The sequence below is a fragment of the Streptomyces sp. NPDC093546 genome, from assembly GCF_044765045.1.
GTDB lineage: Bacteria > Actinomycetota > Actinomycetes > Streptomycetales > Streptomycetaceae > Streptomyces.
The window spans coordinates 371,646-395,765 of sequence record NZ_JBIWJG010000005.1 but is presented as its reverse complement, the minus strand read 5'-3'; the positions used below and the strand labels follow the sequence as shown (position 1 = coordinate 395,765).

Annotated in this window: 21 protein-coding genes; 4 read left to right on the top strand and 17 right to left on the bottom strand. The window is 72.6% G+C overall.

Annotated elements, in window-relative coordinates; all coding sequences use genetic code 11:
* Window positions 1–24 precede the first annotated feature (24 nt).
* From ACIRNI_RS14365 to ACIRNI_RS14345, 5 genes are all read right to left on the bottom strand, one after another.
* Complete coding sequence (locus tag ACIRNI_RS14365) at window positions 25–378, bottom strand: MmcQ/YjbR family DNA-binding protein (protein ID WP_403551412.1); 354 nt, start codon at window positions 376–378, stop codon at window positions 25–27.
* Window positions 379–394: 16 nt separating this feature from the next.
* Window positions 395–1,693 (bottom strand): hemolysin family protein, encoded by a 1,299-nt coding sequence (locus ACIRNI_RS14360; protein ID WP_403551410.1) that lies wholly within the window; start codon window positions 1,691–1,693, stop codon window positions 395–397.
* Complete coding sequence (gene ybeY / locus ACIRNI_RS14355) at window positions 1,690–2,187, bottom strand: rRNA maturation RNase YbeY (protein ID WP_403551408.1); 498 nt, start codon at window positions 2,185–2,187, stop codon at window positions 1,690–1,692. Before ybeY ends, ACIRNI_RS14360 begins: the two co-directional genes overlap by 4 nt.
* A 34-nt stretch (window positions 2,188–2,221) precedes the next feature.
* Window positions 2,222–3,223 (bottom strand): PhoH family protein, encoded by a 1,002-nt coding sequence (locus ACIRNI_RS14350; protein ID WP_355355911.1) that lies wholly within the window; start codon window positions 3,221–3,223, stop codon window positions 2,222–2,224.
* A 122-nt stretch (window positions 3,224–3,345) separates the two neighbouring features.
* Complete coding sequence (locus tag ACIRNI_RS14345) at window positions 3,346–4,473, bottom strand: carbohydrate kinase family protein (protein ID WP_403551406.1); 1,128 nt, start codon at window positions 4,471–4,473, stop codon at window positions 3,346–3,348.
* 253 nt (window positions 4,474–4,726) lie between these two features.
* Between ACIRNI_RS14345 and ACIRNI_RS14340 the strand changes: the two genes are divergently transcribed.
* The gene (locus tag ACIRNI_RS14340) at window positions 4,727–6,100 is read left to right on the top strand and encodes an MFS transporter (RefSeq protein ID WP_403551404.1); all 1,374 of its coding nucleotides are present in this window, start codon (window positions 4,727–4,729) and stop codon (window positions 6,098–6,100) included.
* Here the strand turns inward: ACIRNI_RS14340 and ACIRNI_RS14335 are convergent.
* The 7 genes from ACIRNI_RS14335 to hrcA form a co-directional block, all read right to left on the bottom strand.
* Window positions 6,025–7,059, bottom strand: a complete 1,035-nt coding sequence (locus tag ACIRNI_RS14335; protein WP_403551402.1) for an adenosine deaminase — start codon at window positions 7,057–7,059, stop codon at window positions 6,025–6,027. The genes ACIRNI_RS14340 and ACIRNI_RS14335 overlap by 76 nt on opposite strands.
* A 75-nt stretch (window positions 7,060–7,134) precedes the next feature.
* Window positions 7,135–8,046, bottom strand: a complete 912-nt coding sequence (locus ACIRNI_RS14330; protein WP_403551401.1) for a ribonuclease Z — start codon at window positions 8,044–8,046, stop codon at window positions 7,135–7,137.
* 9 nt (window positions 8,047–8,055) lie between these two features.
* The gene (locus tag ACIRNI_RS14325; protein WP_403551399.1) at window positions 8,056–8,415 is read right to left on the bottom strand and encodes a histidine triad nucleotide-binding protein; all 360 of its coding nucleotides are present in this window, start codon (window positions 8,413–8,415) and stop codon (window positions 8,056–8,058) included.
* 84 nt (window positions 8,416–8,499) lie between these two features.
* Entirely contained in the window at window positions 8,500–9,240 is a 741-nt protein-coding gene (locus tag ACIRNI_RS14320; protein ID WP_403551397.1) for a 16S rRNA (uracil(1498)-N(3))-methyltransferase, read from the bottom strand.
* The gene (locus ACIRNI_RS14315; RefSeq protein WP_403551395.1) at window positions 9,237–10,310 is read right to left on the bottom strand and encodes a nitronate monooxygenase; all 1,074 of its coding nucleotides are present in this window, start codon (window positions 10,308–10,310) and stop codon (window positions 9,237–9,239) included. The genes ACIRNI_RS14320 and ACIRNI_RS14315 overlap by 4 nt, the downstream gene beginning before the upstream one ends.
* A 154-nt stretch (window positions 10,311–10,464) precedes the next feature.
* Window positions 10,465–11,604, bottom strand: a complete 1,140-nt coding sequence (gene dnaJ, locus ACIRNI_RS14310; protein ID WP_355355927.1) for a molecular chaperone DnaJ — start codon at window positions 11,602–11,604, stop codon at window positions 10,465–10,467.
* On the bottom strand, window positions 11,604–12,620 hold the full coding sequence (gene hrcA / locus ACIRNI_RS14305) for a heat-inducible transcriptional repressor HrcA (RefSeq protein WP_355355929.1): 1,017 nt from the start codon (window positions 12,618–12,620) through the stop codon (window positions 11,604–11,606). The genes dnaJ and hrcA overlap by 1 nt, the downstream gene beginning before the upstream one ends.
* A gap of 145 nt (window positions 12,621–12,765) precedes the next feature.
* On the opposite strand from hrcA, the gene ACIRNI_RS14300 reads away from it, so the two are divergent.
* Together ACIRNI_RS14300 and ACIRNI_RS14295 are read left to right on the top strand one after the other, a co-directional pair.
* Complete coding sequence (locus ACIRNI_RS14300; RefSeq protein WP_355355931.1) at window positions 12,766–13,491, top strand: MBL fold metallo-hydrolase; 726 nt, start codon at window positions 12,766–12,768, stop codon at window positions 13,489–13,491.
* 10 nt (window positions 13,492–13,501) lie between these two features.
* Window positions 13,502–14,308 carry a DUF3097 domain-containing protein gene (locus tag ACIRNI_RS14295; RefSeq protein WP_403551393.1) on the top strand — a complete coding sequence of 269 codons (807 nt, stop codon included), beginning with the start codon at window positions 13,502–13,504 and terminating at the stop codon, window positions 14,306–14,308.
* Between the two features lie 26 nt (window positions 14,309–14,334).
* Here ACIRNI_RS14295 and hemW read toward each other — a convergent pair whose 3' ends face one another.
* The 3 genes from hemW to ACIRNI_RS14280 all read right to left on the bottom strand — a co-directional run bounded on the left by hemW (window position 14,335) and on the right by ACIRNI_RS14280 (window position 18,371).
* Entirely contained in the window at window positions 14,335–15,567 is a 1,233-nt protein-coding gene (gene hemW, locus ACIRNI_RS14290) for a radical SAM family heme chaperone HemW (protein ID WP_355355935.1), read from the bottom strand.
* 15 nt (window positions 15,568–15,582) lie between these two features.
* Window positions 15,583–17,493, bottom strand: coding sequence for a SpoIIE family protein phosphatase (locus tag ACIRNI_RS14285; RefSeq protein WP_403551626.1), 1,911 nt, complete (start codon window positions 17,491–17,493; stop codon window positions 15,583–15,585).
* Window positions 17,494–17,732: 239 nt separating this feature from the next.
* Complete coding sequence (locus ACIRNI_RS14280) at window positions 17,733–18,371, bottom strand: TetR/AcrR family transcriptional regulator (RefSeq protein WP_403551391.1); 639 nt, start codon at window positions 18,369–18,371, stop codon at window positions 17,733–17,735.
* Between the two features lie 135 nt (window positions 18,372–18,506).
* On the opposite strand from ACIRNI_RS14280, the gene ACIRNI_RS14275 reads away from it, so the two are divergent.
* Window positions 18,507–19,961 (top strand): amidase, encoded by a 1,455-nt coding sequence (locus ACIRNI_RS14275; RefSeq protein WP_403551389.1) that lies wholly within the window; start codon window positions 18,507–18,509, stop codon window positions 19,959–19,961.
* Here ACIRNI_RS14275 and ACIRNI_RS14270 read toward each other — a convergent pair.
* Together ACIRNI_RS14270 and lepA are read right to left on the bottom strand one after the other, a co-directional pair.
* Window positions 19,948–21,837 (bottom strand): AMP-dependent synthetase/ligase, encoded by a 1,890-nt coding sequence (locus ACIRNI_RS14270; protein WP_403551387.1) that lies wholly within the window; start codon window positions 21,835–21,837, stop codon window positions 19,948–19,950. The genes ACIRNI_RS14275 and ACIRNI_RS14270 overlap by 14 nt on opposite strands.
* A 248-nt stretch (window positions 21,838–22,085) precedes the next feature.
* Window positions 22,086–23,957 carry a translation elongation factor 4 gene (lepA, locus tag ACIRNI_RS14265; protein WP_403551385.1) on the bottom strand — a complete coding sequence of 624 codons (1,872 nt, stop codon included), beginning with the start codon at window positions 23,955–23,957 and terminating at the stop codon, window positions 22,086–22,088.
* Window positions 23,958–24,120 lie beyond the last annotated feature (163 nt).

Genomic DNA, 24,120 nt, shown 5'->3' with positions numbered 1-24,120 from the left:
AATGGAGGCACACCCTCCGCGCATTTACGGGTGGTCGAGGCGCAGGCGGGCGGCGCGGGGCAGGCCCGCGACGACGAGGTCGTACGAATCCTCGACGAGTTCGCGCAGGAGCCGGTCGGGCAGGCCGGAGACCGTGACGGTGTTCCAGTGGCGCTTGTTCATGTGCCAGCCCGGCACGATCGCGGCGTGCTCCGCGCGCAGCCGCACCGCGATCTCCGGGTCGCACTTGAGGTTGACGGTCAGCGGGCGGGCGTCCAGGGCCGTGAGGGCGAACATCTTGCCCTCGACCTTGAAGACCGAGAACTCCGGGCCGAAGGGGAAGTCCTCCACCGCGGCGTTGAAGGAGAGGCAGAACGCCCGCAGTTGCTCGGCGTTCATGCGGCCTGCTCCGTGTTCACGCGGCCTCCTGCTCGGGATCCGGCTCCGGGGCCGGTTCCGCGAGGACCGTGACGATCTTGTTGCGGCGGCCCGCCGGGGACTCGGCCGTCAGCCGCAGGGCGCGGCCGTCCGGCAGCTCGACCATGGCGCTCGCCCCGGCGATGGGGACGCGGCCGAGGGCCTTGGCGAGCAGCCCGCCGACGGTCTCGACGTCCTCGTCGTCGTACGCGTCGAGGCCGAAGAGCTCGCCGAGGTCGCCGATGTCGAGGCGGGCGGTGACGCGGTAGCGGCCGTCGCCGAGGGGTTCCACGGGCGGCAGTTCGCGGTCGTACTCGTCGGTGATCTCGCCGACGATCTCCTCCAGGATGTCCTCGATCGTGACGATCCCGGCGGTGCCGCCGTACTCGTCGATCACCACCGCGCAGTGGTTGCGGTCCTTCTGCATCTCGCGCAGCAGGTCGCCTGCGTTCTTGGTGTCGGGGACGAAGGCGGCGGGCCGCATGGCCGTGGAGACCAGGTCGCTCTCCGCGTCGCGGTTGATGTGGGTGCGGCGGACCAGGTCCTTCAGGTAGACGATGCCGACGATGTCGTCTTCGTTCTCCCCGGTCACCGGGATGCGGGAGAAGCCGGAGCGCAGCGCCAGCGTCAGGGCCTGGCGGATGGTCTTGAAGCGCTCGATGGAGACCAGGTCGGTGCGCGGGACCATCACCTCGCGTACGAGGGTGTCGCCGAGCTCGAAGACGGAGTGGACCATGCGCCGCTCGTCGTCCTCGATGAGGGACTCCTGCTCAGCGAGGTCGACCATCGCGCGCAGCTCGGCCTCGGAGGCGAAGGGGCCCTTGCGGAAGCCCTTGCCGGGGGTGAGGGCGTTGCCGATGAGGATCAGCAGCTGCGGGACCGGGCCCATGACCCGGGCCAGCGGCAGCAGGGCGTACGCGGCGGCGGTGGCGGTGTTCAGCGGGTGCTGGCGGCCGATGGTGCGGGGCGACACGCCGACGGCGACGTACGACACGAGCACCATCACGCCTATCGCGACGAGCAGCGCGGACCAGGTCTCGGCGAACTCGTTCAGGCAGACGTACGTGACGAGGACGCCGGCCGCCATCTCGCAGGCGACGCGCACCAGCAGCGCCACGTTCAGGTACCGGACCGGGTCGGAGGCGACCTGCGCCAGTTTGGCCGCGCCGCGCCGCCCGGCCCGTACCGCCTCGGCGGCGCGGAAACTGGACACGCGCGCGATGCCGGCCTCCGCGCAGGCGGCGAGCCACGCGACCACGACCAGCGCGACCGCGCCGAGGAGCAGTTGGGCGGTCATGAGACGGTCGGCGCCGGGGACGGGCCGGTCAGGCCCTTCTCCGCCCGCCAGCCGTCGACGATCGCCGCCTGGAGCCCGAACATCTCCGCCTTCTCGTCCGGTTCCTCGTGGTCGTAACCGAGCAGGTGCAGCACTCCGTGGACGGTGAGCAGCTGGAGCTCCTCGTCCATGGAGTGCTGCGTGGGGGCGTCCTGGCCCTGCTGGGTGGCGACTTCGGGGCAGAGCACGATGTCGCCGAGGAGGCCCTGCGGGGGCTCCTCGTCGTCCTTGGACGGGGGGCGCAGCTCGTCCATCGGGAAGGACATGACATCCGTCGGGCCCGGCAGGTCCATCCACTGGATGTGCAGCTGCTCCATCGCCTCGGCGTCCACCAGGATCACCGAGAGCTCGGAGAGCGGGTGGATGCGCATGCGCCCCAAGGCGTAGCGGGCGACGTCGAGGATCGCCTGCTCGTCGACCTCGGTGCCGGACTCGTTGTTGACGTCGATCGACATGGTGCTGGTGCGCTCTTCTTCCCGTTACGTGTCGCTACTTGCCGTTTTTGTTGTCGTACTTCTCGTACGCGTCGACGATACGGCCGACGAGCTTGTGCCGGACGACGTCGTTCGACGTGAGCATCGAGAAGTGGACGTCGTCGACGCCGTCCAGGATCTCGCGGACCTGGCGCAGACCGCTCTTGGTGCCGCCCGGCAGGTCGATCTGGGTGATGTCACCGGTGATGACGATCTTGGAGTCGAAGCCGAGCCGGGTGAGGAACATCTTCATCTGCTCGGGGTTCGTGTTCTGCGCCTCGTCCAGGATGATGAAGGCGTCGTTGAGCGTCCGGCCGCGCATGTACGCCAGCGGCGCGACCTCGATCGTGCCCGCCGCCATCAGGCGGGGGATCGAGTCGGGGTCGAGCATGTCGTGCAGCGCGTCGTACAGCGGCCGCAGGTACGGGTCGATCTTCTCGTAGAGAGTGCCGGGCAGGAAGCCGAGGCGCTCGCCCGCCTCCACGGCCGGCCGGGTCAGGATGATCCGGGTGACCTGCTTGGACTGAAGGGCCTGGACGGCCTTCGCCATGGCCAGGTACGTCTTGCCGGTGCCCGCCGGGCCGATGCCGAAGACCACCGTGTGCTTGTCGATGGCGTCGACGTACCGCTTCTGGTTGAGGGTCTTGGGGCGGATCGTGCGGCCACGGCTGGAGAGGATGTTCTGGGTGAGGACCTCCGACGGCGTCTCGACGCCCCGTCCCCCCGTCTCTTCCTTGAGCATGGCGATGGAGCGTTCCACTGCGTCCTCCGTCATCGGCTGCCCGGTGCGGAGCACCAGCATCATCTCGTCGAACAGGCGCTGGATGAGGGCGACTTCCGCCGCGTCACCGACCGCGCTGATCTGGTTGCCCCGGACGTGGATGTCGGCCGCCGGGAACGCCTTCTCGATGACGCGCAGCAGCGCGTCTCCCGAGCCGAGCACCGTCACCATGGGGTGCTTGGCAGGCACCGTGAAGTGGGCTCGGACCTGGTCCTGGTCTGTGGGTGTGTGAGTCATGGGCCGGCTCTCTGGCCTGCACATACCTCCTGTTGCAGGGTTCTCGCCAGTCGAGACCCTCTGGACTGTCCAGCGTACGTCGTGCGACTGACAGGACCGAAGGCTTTTCCCGTACGCCCGGGTCAGTCCGGGCGGCGGAAGCCGATCGTCGGCACGGCCCGCCGCAGCGGCCAGGGCCGGATCGGCGCCGGCAGCAGGGCCTCCAGGAAGGCGTACCGGCGCAGGGCCTCCGGGTCCTGGTCGCCGTACTCCTGCACGTACTCCCACCAGGCCGCCACCTCCACCCAGCCCGGTGCGGACAGCGAGCCGCCGAACTCCTGCACCGACAGCGCGGCGGTCAGCCCGGCGAAGGCCAGCCGGTCGGCGAGCGGCCAGCCGGCGAGCGTGCCGGTCACGAACCCGGCCACGAAGACGTCCCCGGCGCCGGTCGGGTCGAGCGCCTCCACCTCGATGGCCGGGACCTCGGCGGTCTCCCCGGTGCGGGAGTCCACGGCGTACGCGCCCTCCGCGCCGAGCGTGACGACCGCGAGCGGCACCTTGTCGGCGAGGGCGCGGGCGGCGGCGCGCGGGCAGGAGGTCCGGGTGTAGCGCATCGCCTCCTCGGCGTTGGGCAGGAACGCCTCGCAGTGCTCCAGGTCCGGCAGCCCCGCCAGGTCCCAGCGGCCGGTCTCGTCCCAGCCGACGTCGGCGAAGATGCGGGTGGCGTGGCGGGCGGCGTCGGCGACCCACGGCTCGGGGCGGCCGGGTACGAGCGAGGCGACGGCGGCACGCGCGCGGGGCGGGTACTCCGGGAGGTGCCCCAGGGCGGCTTCCGGGGGCGGGGCCTCGTGGCCGTGGGAGACCATGGTCCGTTCTCCGTCGTACGCCATGGAGACGGTGACCGGGGAGTGCCAGCCGGGGACGGTGCGCGACCGGGAGAGGTCGATGCCCTCGCCCTGCGCCAGGGCGTCCCAGCAGTAGTCGCCGTAGTGGTCGTCGCCGAAGGCGGCGGCGAGGGAGGTGCGCAGGCCGAGGCGGGCGAGGGCGGTGGCCATGTTGGCGACGCCGCCGGGGCTGGAGCCCATGCCGCGGGCCCAGGTCTCGGTGCCGCGCACGGGGGCGGAGTCGAGGCCGGTGAAGATGATGTCGAGGAAGACCGTGCCGGTGAGGAAGACGTCGCACTCCGGGTCGCCGGGGGCGCGCAGGGGGCTCAAGGGGTCGATGCCGGCGGTGTGTTGGAGCTGCTGCTGCTCTCCTCTGGGTGTGGTCACGGCGGGCTCCCCGGTCGCTGTGCGGATCTGGCCAGTGTGCCTGAACTCCGGCGCTCGGCGGGGGCGAACGGCGCACGGAGAGCCGCCCGGCTACCCGGTCTTCGCACCGTCAAACGCTTTGTGATGCGGATCACATATTCTCGGCTTCTCGCCCGCCTCGCCCGCTTGATACAAATTGGCGCGCGTACCCGTGCGACCTCTCCGTACGACACCGGGCGCTTCCCCCTCCCCCTTTCTGTTCGCTGGAACGCCCATGCCCTCGCGCCCGCGCGCCCCGTGGCCCCTCGTCGCGCTCTTCACCGCCGGCTACCTCGCCTCGTACCTCCTGCCGACCGTCGTCGGACGCCTCTCCGCCGGACTGGGCCTCTCCCCCTCCGAGGCCGGACTCGTCGGCTCGACCCTGCTGCTGTGCTCCGCCACCGCCGGGTTCACGCTCGCGGCGCGCGTGGAGCGGTACGGGCCCCGGCGGCTCGCCCGGGCCGGCCTGGCGCTGGCCGTGGCCGGCTACGGCGGCGCGGCCCTCACCTCGTACGTCCCGCTCGTCGTGGCGGGCGCCGCGGTCGGCGGCTTCGGGTCGGGTACGGCGCTGGCGGTCGCGGCGGCCGGGATCGCGGGCCGCCCCGACCCGCACCGCACCTCGACGCTGGGCCTGCTGTCGGTCTCGGCGACGGCGGGGGCGCTGTACCTGACGCTGCCGCACCTGGGCGGCGGGCACGTGCTGCCGTTCGCGTCGCTGGCGCTCGCCGCGGCGGCGGTGTGGCCCGCGACCGCCCGGCTGGAGACCGGCCACGACACCGGTGAGGTACGCGAGAAGGGCGCCCCGCTGCCGCGCCTGCGCGCCGGGGTGGTGCTGGCCGGCGCGATGGTGTGCTGGTCCATGGCGCAGAACGCCCTGTGGGGCGTCAGCGGCCGCATCGGCCTCACCCAGGCGGGGCTGAGCGAGGTCACGGTCGGCGCGGTCTTCGCGGCCGCCCTCGGCGCCGGGCTGCTGGGCGTCACGACGGCCGGAGCCCTCGGCTCCCGGCTCGGCCGGGCGGTGCCGATCGGTCTCGGCACGGTCGCCATCGCGGGCTGCATCGCGCTGAGCTCCTCCGCCGAGGGGCTGGCGTCCTTCGCGACCGGCGAGATCCTGTGGAACGCCTGCTACCCGGTCGTCCTGTCGTACGTGATCGGCCTGGCCGCCTCGCTGGACCCGCGCGGCCGCTGGGCGGTGCTCGTCGGCTCGGCGTCCTCGCTGGGCACGGCCTGCGGCCCGGTCACCGGGAGCCTCCTGTCGGAACAGGCGGGCTACCCGGCCATGGGCCTGGTCCTCGGCGGGCTCCTGCTGCTGCTCGCCGTGCCGATGACCGCCGTGGCCCTGCACACCTCGGGCCGCCCGCTGGTGCCGGGCGCGATCCGGCGCCGGGGCGGCGCGCCCGCGGCCGTGGTCGCGGCCACCGCGGCGCCCACGGCCCTGGCGCCCCAGATCGGCGCCCCGGAGCAGCCGGTCGCGGAGATCCCGGTCGCCGACCTCGCCGACCTGCGGGGACCGGCCGCCGCGACGCGGCGGGCCTACGGCCTCGCCGAGTCGACCGCGTCGGCCGATTCGGGCGAGCCGAAGTCGTACGCCTCCACCTCGGCGAGGTAGCGCGCCCTGCGCTCCTCGTCGTGGTCGAGGAAGGACGCCGTGAAGGAGTTGCGGGCGAGCGCGCGCAGCTGTTCCTGGTCCAGGCCGAGGGCCTCGTGGACCGCGTGGAAGGTGTCGCCGACGTAGCCGCCGAAGTAGGCGGGGTCGTCGGAGTTGACGGTGACGAGGAGCCCGGCCTCCAGCATGGCCTTCAGCGGGTGCTGCTCCAGGATGTCGATGGCGCGCAGCCGTACGTTCGACAGGGGGCACAGCGTCAGCGGCACCCGCTCCCGCACCAGCCGCTCCACCAGCTCCGGGTCCTCCACCGCGCGCAGCCCGTGGTCGATCCGCTCGACGCCGAGCACGTCCAGGGCCTCGCGGATGTACGCCGGCGGACCCTCCTCGCCCGCGTGGGCGACCTTCCGCAGGCCGAGCCGGGCCGCCGCCTCGTACACCTCGGCGAACTTCGACGGCGGGTTGCCCACCTCCGCCGAGTCCAGCCCGACGCCCGCGATCCGGTTCAGGTACGGCTTCGCCGTCTGGAGCGTCTCCATCGCCGACTCGGCCGACAGGTCGCGCAGGAAGCACATGATGAGCTGCGTGGAGATGCCGTGCCGCTCCTCGCTGTGGTCCAGCGCTCGGGCCAGCCCCTCCACCACCGTGCCGAAGGGGATGCCACGGCCGGTGTGCGCCTGCGGGTCGAAGAAGATCTCGGCGTGGCGCACGCCCTGCGCGGCGGCTCGCGCCAGGTAGGCGTCGGCGAGCTCGGCGAAGTCGTCGGCGGTGCGGAGCACCGCCATCAGCTCGTAGTACAGGTCCAGGAAGGACTGCAGGTCGCTGAAGAGGTACGCCTTGCGCAGCTCGTCGGTGTCGGCGTAGGGCAGCTTGACGCCGTTGCGGGCGGCGAGCGCGAAGGCGAGCTCGGGTTCGAGGGTGCCTTCGATGTGGAGGTGGAGTTCGGCTTTGGGGAGGGGTGCCATGGTGCCTGCCTCGATCACTTTCCGGGAGTCCGCGCAGCGTAACGCGCGACGTCACGCGCTCGGCAGATCACGCGCTCAGCGGACCGCGCGCTTGGGCAGGGGCACCCGGACGAGGTCGTGGGCGACGGTCAGCTCGCCGTCGAAGCCGGCCGCGCGGGCCTGGGGTTCGAAGACGGCGGGGTCGCCGTAGCGCTGCGAGAAGTGCGTGAGCACCAGGTGCCGTACGCCCGCCTCGCGCGCCACCGAGGCGGCCTGGCCGACGGTGAGGTGGCCGTGCTCGAGGGCGAGCGACTCGTCCTCGTCGAGGAACGTCGACTCGATGACGAGCAGGTCGCTGCCCTCGGCGAGAGCGTGGACCCCGTCGCACAGCCGGGTGTCCATGATGAACGCGAACCTCTGCCCGCGCCGCACCTCGCTGACGTCCTCCAGGCGCACGCCGCCGACTTCGCCCTCGCGCTGGAGGCGGCCCACGTCCGGGCCCGTGATGCCGTGCTCGGCGAGCAGCTCGGGCAGCATGCGGCGCCCGTCGGGCTCGGTCAGCCGGTAGCCGAAGGACTCGACGGGGTGCGAGAGCCGGCGCGCCTCCAGCGTGTACGCCGGGGTCTGGGCGAGCACCCCGTCGTCGGAGACGGGGACCTGCTTCAGCCGCACGGTCTCGCGGTAGGCGGTGGCGTACCGCAGGCGGTCGAAGAAGCGCTGCCCGCTCCCCGGGTAGTGCGCGGTGACGGGGTGCGGGACCTTGTCGAGGTTGATGCGCTGGATGACGCCGGCGAGGCCGAGGGAGTGGTCGCCGTGGAAGTGCGTGACGCAGATCCGGTTGATGTCGTGCGCGGCGACCCCGGCGCGCAGCATCTGGCGCTGCGTGCCCTCGCCGGGGTCGAAGAGCAGGCCCTCGCCGTCCCAGCGCAGGAAGTAGCCGTTGTGGTTGCGGTGGCGTGTGGGCACCTGGCTGGCGGTGCCCAGCACGACGAGTTCACGGACCGACATCGCCGCCGACTACCCGGGGGGCCAGTTGAGGCCGCGGCCGCCGAGGACGTGGGCGTGCGCGTGCCAGACGGTCTGCCCGGCGCCGGTGCCGGTGTTGAAGACGATGCGGTAGCCGGCGGAGTCGACCTTCTCCTGCGCGGCGACCTCACCGGCCTCGCGCAGCACGTCGGCGGCGATCTCGGGCGCGGCGGCCGCGAGCGCGGCGGCGTCGCGGTGGTGCGCCTTGGGGATCACCAGGACGTGGGTGGGCGCCTGCGGGTTGATGTCGCGGAAGGCGACGGTGGTCTCGCTCTCACGCACGATCGTGGCCGGGACCTCCCCCGACACGATCTTGCAGAACAGACAGTCGCTCTGCGGCTCTCCGGCCATGCTCCGGCCCCTTCTCGAAACGGATCGTCACCATCGGATCATCACTATCGGATCGTCACTACGGACGCAGCTTATCCGTGACGATCACGACCAGCGGCCGGTCCTCCCCAGGAGCAGGGCCGTGGCGGCCGTCCCCGCGGTGGAGGTGCGCAGCACGCTGCGCCCCAGCCGGTACGGCCGCGCCCCCGCCTCCGCGAAGGCGGCCAGCTCGTCGGGCGACACACCGCCCTCGGGTCCGACCACGAGCACGATCTCGCCGGTCGCGGGCAGTTCCGCGGTGGCCAGCGGCTCGGCGCCCTCCTCGTGCAGGACGGCCGCGAAGTCGGCGGCGGCGAGCAGCTGGGCGACCTGCTTGGTCGACGCGGCGTCGGCCACCTCCGGGAAGCGCAGGCGGCGCGACTGCTTGCCGGCCTCCCGGGCGGTCGCGCGCCACTTGGCGAGGGACTTGGCGCCCCGCTCGCCCTTCCACTGGGTGATGCAGCGGGACGCGGCCCACGGCACGATCGCGTCGACGCCGGTCTCGGTCATGGTCTCGACCGCGAGCTCGCCGCGGTCGCCCTTGGGCAGGGCCTGTACGACGGTGATCCGGGGGCTCGGCTCGGGCTCGGCCCGTACCTCGCTCACCGCCACGTCGAGGCGGTCCTTGCCCTCGACGGCGGCGACGGTGCCGTACACGCCGGTGCCGGTGCCGTCGGTCAGGACGATCTCCTCGCCGACGCGCAGGCGCCGTACGGAGACGGCGTGCCGCCCCTCGGGCCCGTCGAGGGTGACCGTCCCGCCGGTGATCCGGTCCAGGTGCTCGACGACGAAGACGGGCGCGGTCATGCGGGCCCCCGCAGCGCGAGCGTGGCCGCCGCGGCCTGGAGCTCGGTGTTGAGCACCTCGACCAGCTGGGCGGCGGGCAGCTCGCGGGCGAGCCGGTGGCCCTGGCCCGCCCACAGCGCCATGCCCTGCGGGTCGCCCGCGGCGGCCGCGGCCTTGCGCAGGCCGCTGGTCAGGTGGTGCACCTCGGGGTAGGCGGCCGGGGCGTACGGCCCGTGCTCCCGCATGAACCGGTTCACCAGCCCGCGCGCGGGCCGCCCCGAGAAGGCCCGGGTCAGCTCGGTGCGGGTGAACAGCGGGTTCGTCATGGCCTGCTTGTGCAGGGCGTTCGCGCCCGACTCGGGGCAGACCAGGAACGCCGTGCCGAGCTGCGCGGCGGACGCGCCCGCCGCGAGGACGGCCGCGATCTGGCTGCCGCGCATCAGCCCGCCGGCGGCGATCATCGGTATCTGCACGACTTCGCGGACCTGCGCGATCAGCGCGAGCAGCCCCGTCCCGCACGCGTCCGTCTCCGGATCGTCGCGGTGCGTCCCCTGGTGTCCGCCGGCTTCCACGCCCTGGACGCAGACCGCGTCGGCGCCCGCGTACTGCGCGGCCTGCGCCTCCTCGGGCGACGTCACGGTCACGACGGTGTACGTCCCGACGCGCGCGAACGCGTCGAGGGTCTCGCGGGTCGGGCAGCCGAAGGTGAACGACACCACCGGCACCGGGTCGTCGAGCAGGATCGCCAGCTTGGCCTCGTAGCCGTCGTCACGCCCCGCGTCCGGGTCGCCGAGCGGCGTGTCGTACCAGTTGGCCTCCCCGGCCAGCTGGTGCCGGTACACGTCGACGGCGGCGGCGTCGGCGTGCCCGGGCTGCGGCATGAAGAGGTTCACCCCGAAGGCCCCCGAGGTCATCCCCCGGACCTGTGTGACCTCCTGGTACATGCCGTCGGCCGTTTTGTACCCGGCGGCGAGGAACCCGAGCCCGCCCGCCTCGGACACGGCGGCGACGAGCTGCGGGCAGGAGGCACCACCCGCCATGGGTGCCTGCACGATCGGGTACCGGCAGAGATCGGTCAGTGCGGAGGACATGCACGCATGGTGTCACGCCACCGGTCCGCCACCGAATCCCGCCTGCCCCCGGATCCCCGCACCGGCCCGCTGGGGTGCCTTCCGGGGGCTGACCCCCTCGGACATGCCGAAACCGGGGGCGCGAGGCCCCCGGTCGGCAACGGCTCACCTACGGCTAGCGCCCGTTGAACGCGTCCTTCAGACGCGAGAACAGTCCCTGCTGCCCCGGCTGGAACTGGCCCGTCGGCCGCTCCTCGCCGCGCAGCTTCGCCAGCTCCCGCAGCAGCCGCTCCTGCTCCGCGTCGAGCTTCGACGGCGTCTGGACCTCGACGTGCACGATGAGGTCGCCGCGTCCGCCGCCGCGCAGGTGCGTGACGCCGCGCCCGTGCAGCGGGATCGACTGGCCCGACTGCGTACCGGGACGGATGTCGACCTCCTCCATCCCGTCCAGCGTCTCCAGCGGCACCTTGGTGCCGAGCGCGCCCGCCGTCATCGGGATCGTCACCGTGCAGTGCAGGTCGTCCCCGCGCCGCTGGAAGACCGCGTGCGGCAGCTCGTGGATCTCGACGTACAGGTCGCCGGCGGGGCCGCCGCCCGGGCCGACCTCGCCCTCGCCCGCCAGCTGGATGCGGGTGCCGTTGTCGACACCGGCCGGGATCTTGACCGTGAGCGTACGGCGGGACCGTACGCGCCCGTCGCCGGCGCACTCGGGGCACGGCGTCGGCACCACGGTGCCGAAGCCCTGGCACTGGGGGCACGGGCGGGACGTCATGACCTGGCCCAGGAAGGACCGGGTCACCTGGGAGACCTCACCGCGGCCGCGGCACATGTCGCAGGTCTGCGCCGACGTACCGGGCGCGGCGCCCTCGCCGGAGCACGTCGTGCAGACGACGGCGGTGTCGACCTGGATGTCCTTCGTCGTACCGAAGGCGGCCTCGTTGAGGTCGATCTCCAGCCGGATCATCGCGTCCTGGCCGCGCCGGGTCCGCGAGCGCGGGCCGCGCTGGGACGCCGTACCGAAGAAGGCGTCCATGATGTCGGAGAAGTTGCCGAAGCCGCCCGCGCCGAACCCGGCGCCCGCACCCGCGCCGCCGGAGGCGGACAGGGGGTCGCCGCCGAGGTCGTAGACCTGCTTCTTCTGCGGGTCCGACAGCACCTCGTAGGCGGCGTTGATCTCCTTGAACCGCTCCTGCGTCTTCGGATCGGGATTGACGTCCGGGTGCAGCTCGCGCGCGAGCCGCCGGAACGCCTTCTTGATCTCGTCCTGGGACGCGTCGCGGCGTACGCCGAGTACGGCGTAATAGTCCGTGGCCACTACGACTCCGCCAGGATCTGTCCGACGTAACGTGCCACTGCGCGTACCGCTCCCATCGTTCCGGGGTAGTCCATGCGGGTCGGTCCGACCACGCCGAGTTTGGCGACTGCCTCGTCGCCCGAACCGTAGCCGACCGCGACGACGGACGTGGAGTTCAGCCCCTCATGGGCGTTCTCGTGCCCGATACGTACGGTCATCGCCGAGTCCTTGGCCTCGCCGAGCAGCTTCAGGAGCACCACCTGCTCCTCCAGCGCCTCCAGCACCGGCCGGATCGTCAGCGGGAAGTCGTGCCCGAAGCGGGTCAGATTGGCGGTGCCGCCGATCATCAGCCGCTCCTCGGTCTCCTCCACCAGCGTCTCCAGCAGCGTGGCCAGCACCGTGGAGACGGTCCCGCGGTCCTCCACCTCGAACGACTCGGGGAGGTCCTGCACCAGCTGCGGCACGTCGGTGAAGCGCCGTCCCACGACACGGCTGTTCAGCCGCGCCCGCAGGTCGGCCACGGACTGCTCGCCGAACGGCGCGGGGCAGTCCACCATGCGCTGCTCCACCCGGCCCGTGTCCGTGATCAGCACCAGCATCAACCGGGCCGGGGCCAGCGACAGCAGCTCCACGTGCCGCACGGTGGAGCGCGTGAGGGACGGGTACTGGACGACCGCGACCTGCCGGGTCAGCTGCGCCAGCAGCCGCACCGTACGGCCGACGACGTCGTCCAGGTCCACCGCGCCGTCCAGGAAGTTCTGGATCGCGCGGCGCTCGGGAGTCGACAGCGGCTTGACGCCCGCGAGCTTGTCCACGAAGAGCCGGTAGCCCTTGTCCGTGGGGATGCGGCCCGCGCTGGTGTGGGGCTGGGCGATGAAGCCCTCCTCCTCCAGCACCGCCATGTCGTTGCGCACGGTGGCCGGCGAGACACCGAGGTTGTGGCGCTCCGTCAGCGCCTTGGAGCCGACGGGCTCCTCGGTGCCGACGTAGTCCTGGACGATGGCGCGCAGCACCTCGAGTCTGCGTTCGCTGAGCATCGCGCGCACCTCCAGCTGGCTTCGGTTACTCGGTGTCCATTGGCACTCGCCGGGTCCGAGTGCCAGGTACCACCCGGCCAGTGTACGGCGCCGGGGTACGCCCCTAGCAAGGGCGGCGGTCACCGTACCGCGCTAGCGTCGCGGTATGGACGTCGACTGGGAGGACCTGGGATGGGAGCGGCTCGCCGAGGGAGTGGGCCGTCGGCGGCTGCCCGTCTGGGACGCCACGACCGCCCTCGTGGCCGGTGATGACGCGGCGCTGCTCTTCGACACGGGCGCCACGCTCCGGGAGGGCGCGGAGATCCGGGCGCAAGCCCAGAAGCTGCTCGGGGGCGGGCGAAGGGTGACGCATATCGCACTCAGCCACCCCCATTTCGATCACGTGCTGGGGACGGCGGCGTTCGCGGGGGCGGAGGTGTTCGGCGCGGTCGGCGTCGACACGCTGCTGGCACGTGAACGGGACGATCTGCGGACGGACGCGATCCGCCACGGGGTGGCGGCCGGGGAGGCCGTCGAGGCGGTGGACGTGCTGGTCCTGCCGCATCACCTGGTGACCGGCGAGTGGACGCTCGACCTGGGCGGGAAGCAGGTGCTGCTGGCCAACGTGGGGCCCGGCCACACCGGCCACGACCTGGTGCTCCTGGTGCCCGGCGAGCCGGAGGTGGTCTTCTGCGGCGACCTCGTGGAGGAGTCGGGCGACCCGCAGGCCGGACCGGACGCCATCCCGTCGCGCTGGCCGGCCGCGCTGGACCGGCTCCTCGACCTGGGCGGCGAGGACGCGCTGTACGTACCCGGGCACGGCGCGGCGGTCGACGCCGCCTTCGTACGCGCCCAACGCGATGAGCTGGCCCGGCGGTTCGGGGTGTCGTAGCGTCTGCCGAATGCGCAGTTACGACCCTGATCTGACGCCCTCGTGGAAGCGGCCGCCCGCCCCGGTGCCGGAGGTGCCCGCCGAGCCGGATCTGGTGGTGGAGGAGGTGGGGACCGGTTTCTGCGGGGCGGTGATCCGGTGCGAGGCGGGGACGGTGACCCTGGAGGACCGGTTCGGCAAGCACCGGGTGTTCCCGCTGGCCCCGCGCGGGTTCCTGCTGGAGGGCCGCCCGGTCACCCTGGTCCGCCCGTCCGCCGCCGCTCCGGTACGGCCGACCCGTACCGCCTCGGGCTCGATCGCCGTCCCCGGCGCACGCGCGCGCGTGGCCCGGGCGGGGCGCATCTACGTGGAGGGCCGCCACGACGCGGAGCTCGTCGAGCGGGTGTGGGGCGACGACCTGCGCATCGAGGGCGTGGTCGTCGAGTACCTGGAGGGTGTCGACGACCTGCCCGCGATCGTCCGCGACTTCGCCCCCGGCCCGGACGCCCGCCTCGGGGTGCTGGTGGACCACCTGGTCCCGGGCTCCAAGGAGTCCCGCATCGCGGCCCAGGTCACGGACGCGCACACGCTGGTCGTGGGGCACCCGTACATCGACATCTGGGAGGCGGTGAAGCCGTCGGCGGTGGGCATCCCGGCGTGGCCCGCCGTCCCGCGGGGCCAGGACTGGAAGAAGGGCGTGTGCCGTGCCCTGGGGTGGCCCGAGAACACGGGAGCGGCGTGGCAGCACATCCTGTCGCGGGTGCGGGGATGGAAGGACCTGGAGCCGGAGCTGCTGGGGCGGGTGGAGGAGCTGATCGACTTCGTGACGGCGCCGTAGGGCCGCCGCGGCCCTGCCCGGAGGGCTCAGTCCACCAGGTCCCGCACCACCGCGTCCGCCAGGAGCCGTCCGCGCAGCGTCAGTACGGCCCGCCCCTCGGCGTAAGGACCGGGGTCCAGGAGGCCGTCCCTTACCGCGCGGTCGGCGGCGCGCGCGCCCGCGGGGCGCAGCAGCTCCAGGGGGCAGCCCTCGCGGAGCCGCAGTTCCAGCAGCACCCGCTCGACCCGCCGGTCCTCCTCCGAAAGGAGCTCGCGGCCCGCGCCCGGCGACCGCCCGGCGGCCAGCGCGGCGGCGTACGCGCCGGGGTGCTTGACGTTCCACCAGCGCACGCCGCCGACGTGACTGTGCGCGCCGGGGCCCGCGCCCCACCAGTCGGCGCCGCGCCAGTACAGCTCGTTGTGGAGGCACCGCCCGGCCTCCGAGGTGGCCCAGTTCGACACCTCGTACCAGGCGAAGCCCGCCCCGGACAGGACGTCCTCGGCGATCAGGTACCGGTCGGCGTGGACGTCGTCGTCCGTCATCGGCACCTCGCCGCGCCGGATGCGCCGCGCCAGCTGCGTACCCTCCTCCACGATCAGGGCGTACGCCGAGACGTGGTCGGGGCCCGCGCCGATCGCCGCGTCGAGGGAGGCGCGCCAGTCGTCGTCGCTCTCGCCCGGCGTGCCGTAGATCAGGTCGAGGTTGACGTGCTCGAAGCCCGCCGCCCGCGCCTCCGCGACGCACGCCTCGGGCCGCCCCGGTGTGTGCGTACGGTCGAGCACCTTCAGGACGTGCTGCCGGGCGCTCTGCATGCCGAAGGAGATCCGGTTGAAGCCGCCCTCGCGCAGCTCCGCGAGGTACGCGGGGCCGACGGACTCCGGGTTTGCCTCCGTCGTGATCTCGGCGTCGTCCGCGAGCCCGAACTCGTCGCGGATGGCGCCCAGCATCGTCACGAGATCGGCGGCGGCCAGCAGCGTCGGCGTACCGCCGCCGACGAAAACGGTCCGCACCGGGCGCGGGTCGTCGCCCAGCACCTTCCGCGCGAGGCGCACCTCGTCCACGAGGGTCTCGGCGTAGTTGTCGCGGGAGGCGAGCACGCCGCCGGAGCCGCGCAGCTCGGTGGCGGTGTACGTGTTGAAGTCGCAGTAGCCGCAGCGGGTCGCGCAGTACGGGACGTGCAGATAGAACCCGAGCGGCCGCTCACCGGCCCCGAGCAGGGCGGACGCGGGCAGCGCGCCGTCCTCGGGCATGGGCTCGCCATCGGGCAGTACGGAAGGCATACCGCCCATTGTCCGTCACTCGCGGGATTCCCGGGCCTCCCCCGCCTGCAGGACGAGAAGCGCGAGGTCGTCGCAGACCGGCCCCTCCCCGAAGGTGTGCACGGCCTGCCGGATCCGGTCGGCGACGCCCTGGGCGGAGAGTCCGGCGCAGCAGGCGAGGGTGCGGGCCAGGCCGTCCTCGTCGTCGAACATCCGCCCGGCGCGGGAGCGCCGCTCGGTCACGCCGTCGGTGACGCACAGCAGGGTGTCGCCGGGCGCGAGGTGGAAGGTGTGCGTCTCGTACGCGACGTCGTCGATGACGCCGAGCAGGACCTGCGGCAGGGCGACGGGCGACACGGTGCCGCCGGGGCGCAGGAGCAGCGGGAGCGGGTGGCCCGCGCAGGCGAGGGTGCAGCGCGCGCCGCCGCCCTCCTCCGGCGGGAGCGGCGTGAGCTCCCCGTACAGGAGGGACAGGAACCGCGACTGGGTGGGGCTGACCGGCTGGGCGTCGGGGCCTCCGGCGGCGGCGACGACCAGTGCGGCGGCCTCGGCGGCCTCCGTGGCGTCGTCGAGGAGGAGCCGGTTGAGCCGGTCGAGGACCTCGCCGACACGGTGCCCCTCGCGGGCGAGCAGCCGCAGCCAAGGGCGGGCCAGGCCGGTGACGACGGCCGCCTCGGGTCCGCTGCCCTGGACGTCGCCGAGCATGAAGCACCACCGGCCCGCCGCCTGGAAGACGTCGTAGAAGTCACCGCCCGCGAGGCCGTCGTCGCTGGGCTCGTACACGACGTGGCTGGCGACGCCCGGGATCTGCGCGACCTTGCTGGGCAGCAGTCCGCGCTGGAGGACGCGGCTGATGGTGGCCTGGCGCGTGTACCGGCGGGCGGCCCCGATGGCGAGCGCCACGCGGCGCGCGAAGTCCTCGATGAGGCCGGTGACCACGTCCGGGATGCGGCTGGTGCCGCGCCGCCCGATCATCAGGGTGCCGAGCCCGCGGCCGCCCACGACGAGGCGGAGGGCGAGCGCGGTGCCGTGGCCGTCACCGGACGGGTCGGGCCACGGGACGGGGACCGGGCCGGTGTGGGCGGGGCCGGGGAGCCGTGGCGGCTCCTTCTGGAGGACGTCGCGCAGGGGCTCGATGGCGGACTCGTCGGCGTGCCAGACGCGCGCGAGGCGGGGCGCGGTGGCGGTGCCGCTCTCGCCGCCGTCGCCCTCCAGCCAGAAGGCGCACCAGTCCGCGAGCCGCGGTACCAGCAGCTGTCCGGCGAGCGCGGCGACGAGATCCTCGTCGAGCTGGCCCGCGAGCAGGTCGGAGGCCTCGGCGAGGAAGGTCAGCGCGCCGCTGCCGGCCCACTCCTGGTCGTCGCGGACGGGGCGGCGGGGCGTGGGGGCGAGGATCTCGGCGGCGCGCAGGCCGCGCTGGATGGCGGGCTCCGCGCCGGGCACGGGGCAGGTGTTCCAGCCGTCGAGCGGCAGGCGGGCCCAGACGGTCTTGAGGCCGGGGCGGTAGGTGATGCCCCAGCACTCGGCGAGGGCGGCGACGAGCTGGAGCCCGCGGCCGTACTCCTCCGGCCCGCCCTCGTCGTGGGCGGTGTGGTCGTTGCGGACGGTGCGCGTGGGGTGGTGGTCGGAGACTTCGAGGACCAGGGCGGCGGGCTGGTCGGCGTCGGGCTCCTCCAGTCGGAAGAGGAGCTCGACGGTGGTGCCCGCGTGGACGACGGCGTTGGTGACGAGTTCGGCGACGACGAGCACGGCGTCGTCCGCGACGCGGTCGGTGATCGCGGCGGTGGCGGGCAGCGCGAGACCGGTCCAGTCGGCGAGCGCGGCCCGTACGAAGCGGCGTGCGGCGCCGGGGGCGAGCGGGTTGCCGGGCAGGCTGGTGCGGGCCACGGAGTGGTGGGGCGGTGGCGGCTGGGGCGGCAGGTGGTCCTTCGGCTCCGTGGATCCCATGGGTGTCGTGGGTGTCGTGGCCGCCATGGACGGGTCCATGGGCTCGAGTGGATCCATGGGCTGGAGCGCCTGCGGCCGCTGTGCCCGCTGTGCTGGAAAGGACCCCACGTGCTCTCCTCGTCGGCTCCCGGATCGGACACCGACAGAGTGACAGATCGAGCTCGCCCATAAGCGCCGAGTCATCGAAGTGGGCGCGGGAAGGACACGAAAAGCGGCGCAACCCGCCTCGGAGGGCGGCTCTACCCGGGGGTGGCGCCGAGGGCGGCCCAGGAGTCCAGGAGGAGTTCGACCGCGTCGACGACCACCTCGGCGCTGATCCGGTCGGGGGTCAGGAGCCGCTGGATCAGCAGGCCGTCCTCCAGGGCGTGGGCGATCAGGGCGAGGGAAGCCGGGTCGGCGGGCGGGGTGGCGACGCCCCGCCGGGCCAGTTCCTGCCGGATGCCCTCCCCGATGGCGCCCTGGGCGAGCTCTTCGCGCTCGGCGAGGGGCCCGCGCAGCTCGGGGTTGCGCAGCGCGTGGAGGAGGAGTTCCAGGCGGAGGGAGAGCCAGGAGGTGAGGTGCTCGGCGCGCGCCCTGTTCCAGGCGCGGAGCCGGTCCAGCACCTCGGCGAAGGAGGCCGCGTCGGCGGCCATGGCCTGCACTTCGCGCAATTCGGCCTGGGTGCGGCGCAGGAGCAGTTCGCGGACGAGGTCGTTCTTGTCGTCGAAATTGCCGTAGAACGCACCGCGGCTGAAGCCGGCCCGCTCGGCGATCTGCTCGACGGGCGTGCCGCTGACGCCGCGTTCGGCGAACAGCTCGGCCGCGGCGGCCAGCAGGCGGTCCCGCGTCTGTTGCCTGGTCTCCTCGCGCGTCAGGCGTCGCTTCGGTAGTGGTTCCATGCCCCGCTCTGCCCTGCCCTCCGTCGTCGGCCGCGCCGCGCGCACCGCGTGAAAGTCGATGGCACGCTCCACATACAGACCTGTATCTGTATACAAGATTGTATCTCTACGAGCAGCCGAGGGGCGCGCCGTCGCATGGATCAGGAACTCAGCCATCAGGACCTCTGGAAGTGGAACGCCTCCGCACTGGCGGAGGCCGTCGCGGGCGGCGAGGTCGGCGCCCTCGACGTCACCGAAGCCCACCTGGCGCGCATCGCCGCGGCCAACCCCGAGGTGAACGCGGTCACGAACGTCCTCGCCGACGGCGCCCGCGCCGCGGCGCGCGACACCGACCGCCGACGGGCCGCGGGCGAGCCGCTCGGCCCGCTGGCCGGCGTGCCGTTCACGGTGAAGGAGAACATCCACGTCGCCGGCTCGGCGACGACGTTCGGCGTGCCGCGGTTCCGCGGTCTCGTGCCCGCCGAGGACGCGCCGCCGGTGCGCCGGCTGCGCCGGGCGGGGGCGATACCCGTCGGCCGCACCAACCTGCCCGACATGACGATCGGGGGCATGCACACCGTCAGCACGCTGTACGGCGCCACCCGCAACCCCTGGGACCCGGCCCGGACGCCCGGGGGCACCAGCGGAGGCGACGGGGTCGCGGTCGCCACCGGCATGGCGCCGCTCGGGCTCGGCAACGACTCGGGCGGATCGATCTGCGTTCCGGCGGCGTTCAACGGCGTGGCCGCGCTGAAGCCCTCGTACGGCAGGTTCGCGCTCGACCACCGGATCGGCCCGCAGGACCCGACGCTGTCCTCCCAGCTCTTCCCCGTCGACGCGCCGCTCGCGCGCTCGGTCGCGGACCTGCGGCTGGTGTACGAGGTCCTCGCCGGCGCCGATCCGCAGGACCCGCGTGCGGTGCCGGTCCCGCTCGACGGTCCGCCCCCGGCGCCCGGCCGCCCGGTCCGGGTCGGCGTCGTCACCGACCCGGGCGGGGACGGCGTCCACCCGCATGTGCGCGCGGGTGTGGAGGCGGCGGCCGCGGCGCTGGAGGACGCCGGGTACGCGGTGGAGGAGACCGAGGTGCCGAGGCTGGGCGAGGCCGTCGACGCGTACCACGGGCTGATCTTCACGGAGTTCGCCCTGATGTGGCCGGCGGTGCGGGACCTGCTCACCGAGGAGAGCCGGCGGCACGTCGAGTACACCCTTCAGGAGCACCCGCCCGTCGACCTGGCGGAGTACCTCCGGCTCACCGGTGTGCGCCTGAGCGTCCAGCGCGACTGGGCCCGGCTCTTCGAGCGGTTCCCGCTCGTCCTCGGGCCGGTGTCGACCGAGCCGGCGCCCTTCCCCGACACCATGCACGGCACCGCGGCGGACAACGCCCGCACGATGGCGGCGCTCCGGCTGTGCCGGGCGAACACGTTCGTCGGTACGCCGTCGGTGACGGTGCCCGTGGGCGTCGCCGACGGGCTGCCGCAGGGGGTGCAGATCATCGGCGCGATGTACCGGGAGGACCTGTGCCTGCGGGCCGCGGCGGCGATCGAGCGGAGGCGGGGGACGTTCACACCGGTCACGCCCGCCGCGCCCGCAGCGCCGGTCACGCCTCCCTGACGCCCTCGTACATCTCCTCGATCAGGTGCTTGTACTCGCGCTCCACGACGGGCCGCTTCAGCTTGAGGCTCGGGGTGAGCTCGCCGTGCTCGATGTCCAGGTCGCGCGGGAGCAGCCGGAACTTCTTGATGGTCTGCCAGCGCTGCAGCCCCTCGTTGAGCCGGTCCACATAGCCCTGCACGAGCTGGTTCACCTCGGGCCTGGCCACCAGGTCGGCGTACGGCGTGCCGCCCAGGCCCTGCTCCTCGGCCCAGCCGAGCAGGGCGGGCTCGTCGAGGGCGATCAGCGCCGTGCAGTAGTTCCGGTCGGCGCCGTGGACGAGGATGTTCGAGACGTACGGGCAGACCGCCTTGAACTGGCCCTCCACCTCGGCGGGCGCGATGTACTTGCCGCCGGACGTCTTGATGAGGTCCTTCTTGCGGTCGGTGATGCGGAGGTAGCCGTCGACCGACAGCTCGCCGATGTCGCCGGTGTGCAGCCAGCCGTCCGGCTCCAGCACCTCGGCGGTCTTCTCCGGCAGGCCGTGGTAGCCCGCCATGATGCCGGGGCCGCGCAGCAGGATCTCGCCGTCGTCGGCGATGCGGACCTCGGTGCCGGGCAGCGGCTTGCCGACCGTACCGGTGCGGTACGCCTCGCCGGGGTTGACGAAGCTGGCGGCGCTGGACTCCGTCAGGCCGTACCCCTCCAGGATGTGGATGCCGGCGCCGGAGAAGAAGTAGCCGATCTCGGGCGCGAGGGCGGCCGAGCCGGAGATGGCGGCGCGCAGCCGGCCGCCGAAGGCGTCGCGGAGCTTGGTGTAGACGAGCGCGTCGGCGACCTTGTGCTTGGTGGTGAGGCCGAAGGGGGCACTGGCGGTGCCGGTGCGGCGGAAGTTGTCCTGGGTGACCTTGGCGTAGTCGCGCGCGACCTCGGCCGCCCACTTGAAGATCTTGTACTTGGCGCCGCCGCCGGCCCGCGCCTTGGCCGCGACCCCGTTGTAGACCTTCTCGAAGATGCGGGGCACGGCGGCCATGTAGGTGGGCTGGACGATCGGCAGGTTCTCGATGATCTTGTCGACGCGGCCGTCGACGGCGGTGACGTGCCCGACCTCGATCTGGCCGGAGGTCAGCACCTTGCCGAAGACGTGCGCGAGCGGCAGCCACAGGTACTGCACGTCGTCGGCCGTGATCAGGCCGGTCGCGGCGATGGCCTTGGCCATGTACGACCAGTTGTCGTGCGGCAGCCGTACGCCCTTGGGGCGGCCGGTGGTGCCGGAGGTGTAGATGAGGGTGGCGAGCTGGTCGGCGGTGATCGCCGCGACCCGCTCCGCGACGGCGTCCGGGTGCGTGTCGAGGTACGCCTTGCCGCGCTTTTCGAGGTCGGCGAGGGAGAGCACCCAGCCCTCGGGGTCGGCCTCGTCCGCCTCCACCCCGGCGGCGTCGATGACGACGACGTGGGCGAGCTGGGGCAGGTCCGCGCGCTTGGCGCGGGCCTTGGCGAGCTGGGCGGCGTCCTCGGCGATCAGGACCCGGCTGTCGGAGTCGGCGAGGATGTACGCGGACTCGTCGGCGTTCGTCTGCGGGTAGACGGTGGTCGTGGCCGCGCCGGCGCACATCACGCCGAGGTCGGCGAGGATCCACTCGACGCGGGTGGCGGAGGCGAGCGCGACGCGCTCCTCCGGCTGGACGCCGAGGTCGATGAGGCCGGCGGCGATGGCGTACACGCGGTCGGCGGCCTGCTGCCAGCTGAGGGACTTCCAGTCGTCGGGGCCCTGGCCGGAGGCCGCGGGGACGGGGTAGCGGTAGGCCTCGGCGTCCGGGGTCTGCGCGACGCGCTCCAGGAAGAGCGTCGCCACGGAGGGCGGCCGGTTCTCGATCAGGGTCTTTGTGTCGCTCACGGCGTCCTCCGGGCGGCGGCTTGCGGCAGGGCTGCACGACGGGATGGTTGTTTAACTGACGAGTAACCCTCGGGCGGGATCAGGTTAGAGCGCAGTCGTCCGCCATGTAAGGGGCTGCGGCCTGGCGCTTCATACCCGGTTCATAACGACTGTGCAGTACCTGTGCGATCCCCGGGCACGCAAAAGCGCCCGTCCGTGAACCGAACGGGCGCTTTGGCGCACGTACCCGCGCAGGCGGCTGCTTCCGGTTACTTCTTGGTCTTGCCGCCCGCGGACTCGTCGCTCGACAGCACCGCGATGAAGGCCTCCTGCGGCACCTCGACGGAGCCGACCATCTTCATCCGCTTCTTGCCTTCCTTCTGCTTCTCCAGCAGCTTCCGCTTACGGGAGATGTCACCGCCGTAGCACTTGGCGAGGACGTCCTTGCGGATGGCGCGGATCGTCTCGCGGGCGATGACACGGGAGCCGATGGCCGCCTGGATCGGCACCTCGAAGGCCTGCCGCGGGATGAGCTCGCGCAGCTTGGCGACGAGCCGCACGCCGTACGCGTACGCCGCGTCCTTGTGCGTGATGGCGGAGAAGGCGTCGACCTTGTCGCCGTGCAGCAGGATGTCGACCTTGACGAGGCTGGAGGCCTGCTCGCCGGTGGGCTCGTAGTCGAGGGAGGCGTACCCGCGCGTCTTGGACTTCAGCTGGTCGAAGAAGTCGAAGACGATCTCGGCGAGGGGCAGGGTGTAGCGGATCTCGACCCGGTCCTCGGAGAGGTAGTCCATGCCGAGAAGCGTGCCGCGGCGGGTCTGGCACAGCTCCATGATCGAGCCGATGAACTCGCTGGGGGCGAGGATCGTGGCGCGTACGACCGGCTCGTACACCTCGCTGATCTTGCCCTCGGGGAACTCGCTCGGGTTGGTGACCGTGTGCTCGGTGCCGTCCTCCATGAGGACGCGGTAGACCACGTTGGGCGCGGTGGCGATGAGGTCGAGGCCGAACTCGCGCTCCAGCCGCTCGCGGATCACGTCGAGGTGGAGCAGGCCCAGGAAGCCGACGCGGAAGCCGAAGCCGAGCGCGGCGGAGGTCTCCGGCTCGTAGACGAGCGCGGCGTCGTTGAGCTGGAGCTTGTCGAGGGCGTCGCGCAGCTCGGGGTAGTCGGAGCCGTCGAGCGGATACAGACCCGAGAAGACCATCGGCTTGGGGTCCTTGTAGCCGCCGAGGGCCTCGGTGGCGCCCTTGTGCAGGGTGGTGATGGTGTCACCGACCTTGGACTGCCGGACGTCCTTCACACCCGTGATCAGGTACCCGACCTCGCCGACGCCGAGCCCGTCCGCCGGGAGCATCTCGGGCGAGTTGGTGCCGATCTCCAGCAGCTCGTGGGTCGCGCCGGTGGACATCATGCGGATGCGCTCGCGCTTGTTGAGCTGTCCGTCGATGACACGGACGTACGTCACGACACCGCGGTACGAGTCGTAGACCGAGTCGAAGATCATCGCGCGGGCGGGGGCGTCGGCGACGCCGACCGGCGCCGGAACGTCCTTGACCACGCGGTCGAGCAGCGCCTCGACGCCGAGACCGGTCTTGGCGGACACCCGCAGGACGTCGTCGGGCTCGCAGCCGACCAGGTTCGCCAGCTCCTCGGCGAACTTCTCCGGCTGGGCGGCCGGGAGGTCGATCTTGTTGAGCACCGGGACGATGGTGAGGTCGTTCTCCATCGCGAGGTAGAGGTTGGCGAGGGTCTGCGCCTCGATGCCCTGGGCGGCGTCGACGAGCAGGACGGTGCCCTCACAGGCGGCCAGGGACCGCGACACCTCGTACGTGAAGTCGACGTGGCCGGGGGTGTCGATCATGTTGAGGATGTGGGTGCTTCCCTCACCGGGGCCCGTGGTCGGGGCCCACGGCAGACGCACAGCCTGGGACTTGATCGTGATGCCGCGCTCGCGCTCGATGTCCATGCGGTCGAGGTACTGAGCACGCATCTGCCGCTGCTCGACCACACCGGTCAGCTGGAGCATCCGGTCGGCGAGGGTCGACTTGCCGTGGTCGATGTGCGCGATGATGCAGAAGTTGCGGATCAGCGCCGGGTCGGTACGGCTCGGCTCGGGCACGTGGGTAGGGGTCGCGGGCACGCAGGGTCCTGATTCTCGAGACGCTGGCGTCTCTGCTCGGGTCGACGTCGGATCGATACGTAGGTTCCATGGTCCCACGGACGGGGACGGGCGCTCGGTTTGGGCCGCTCGGAGCACGACTGGTACCGTGGGCAGCTGTGTCTCATAGCCCTCTCAGCGTTGA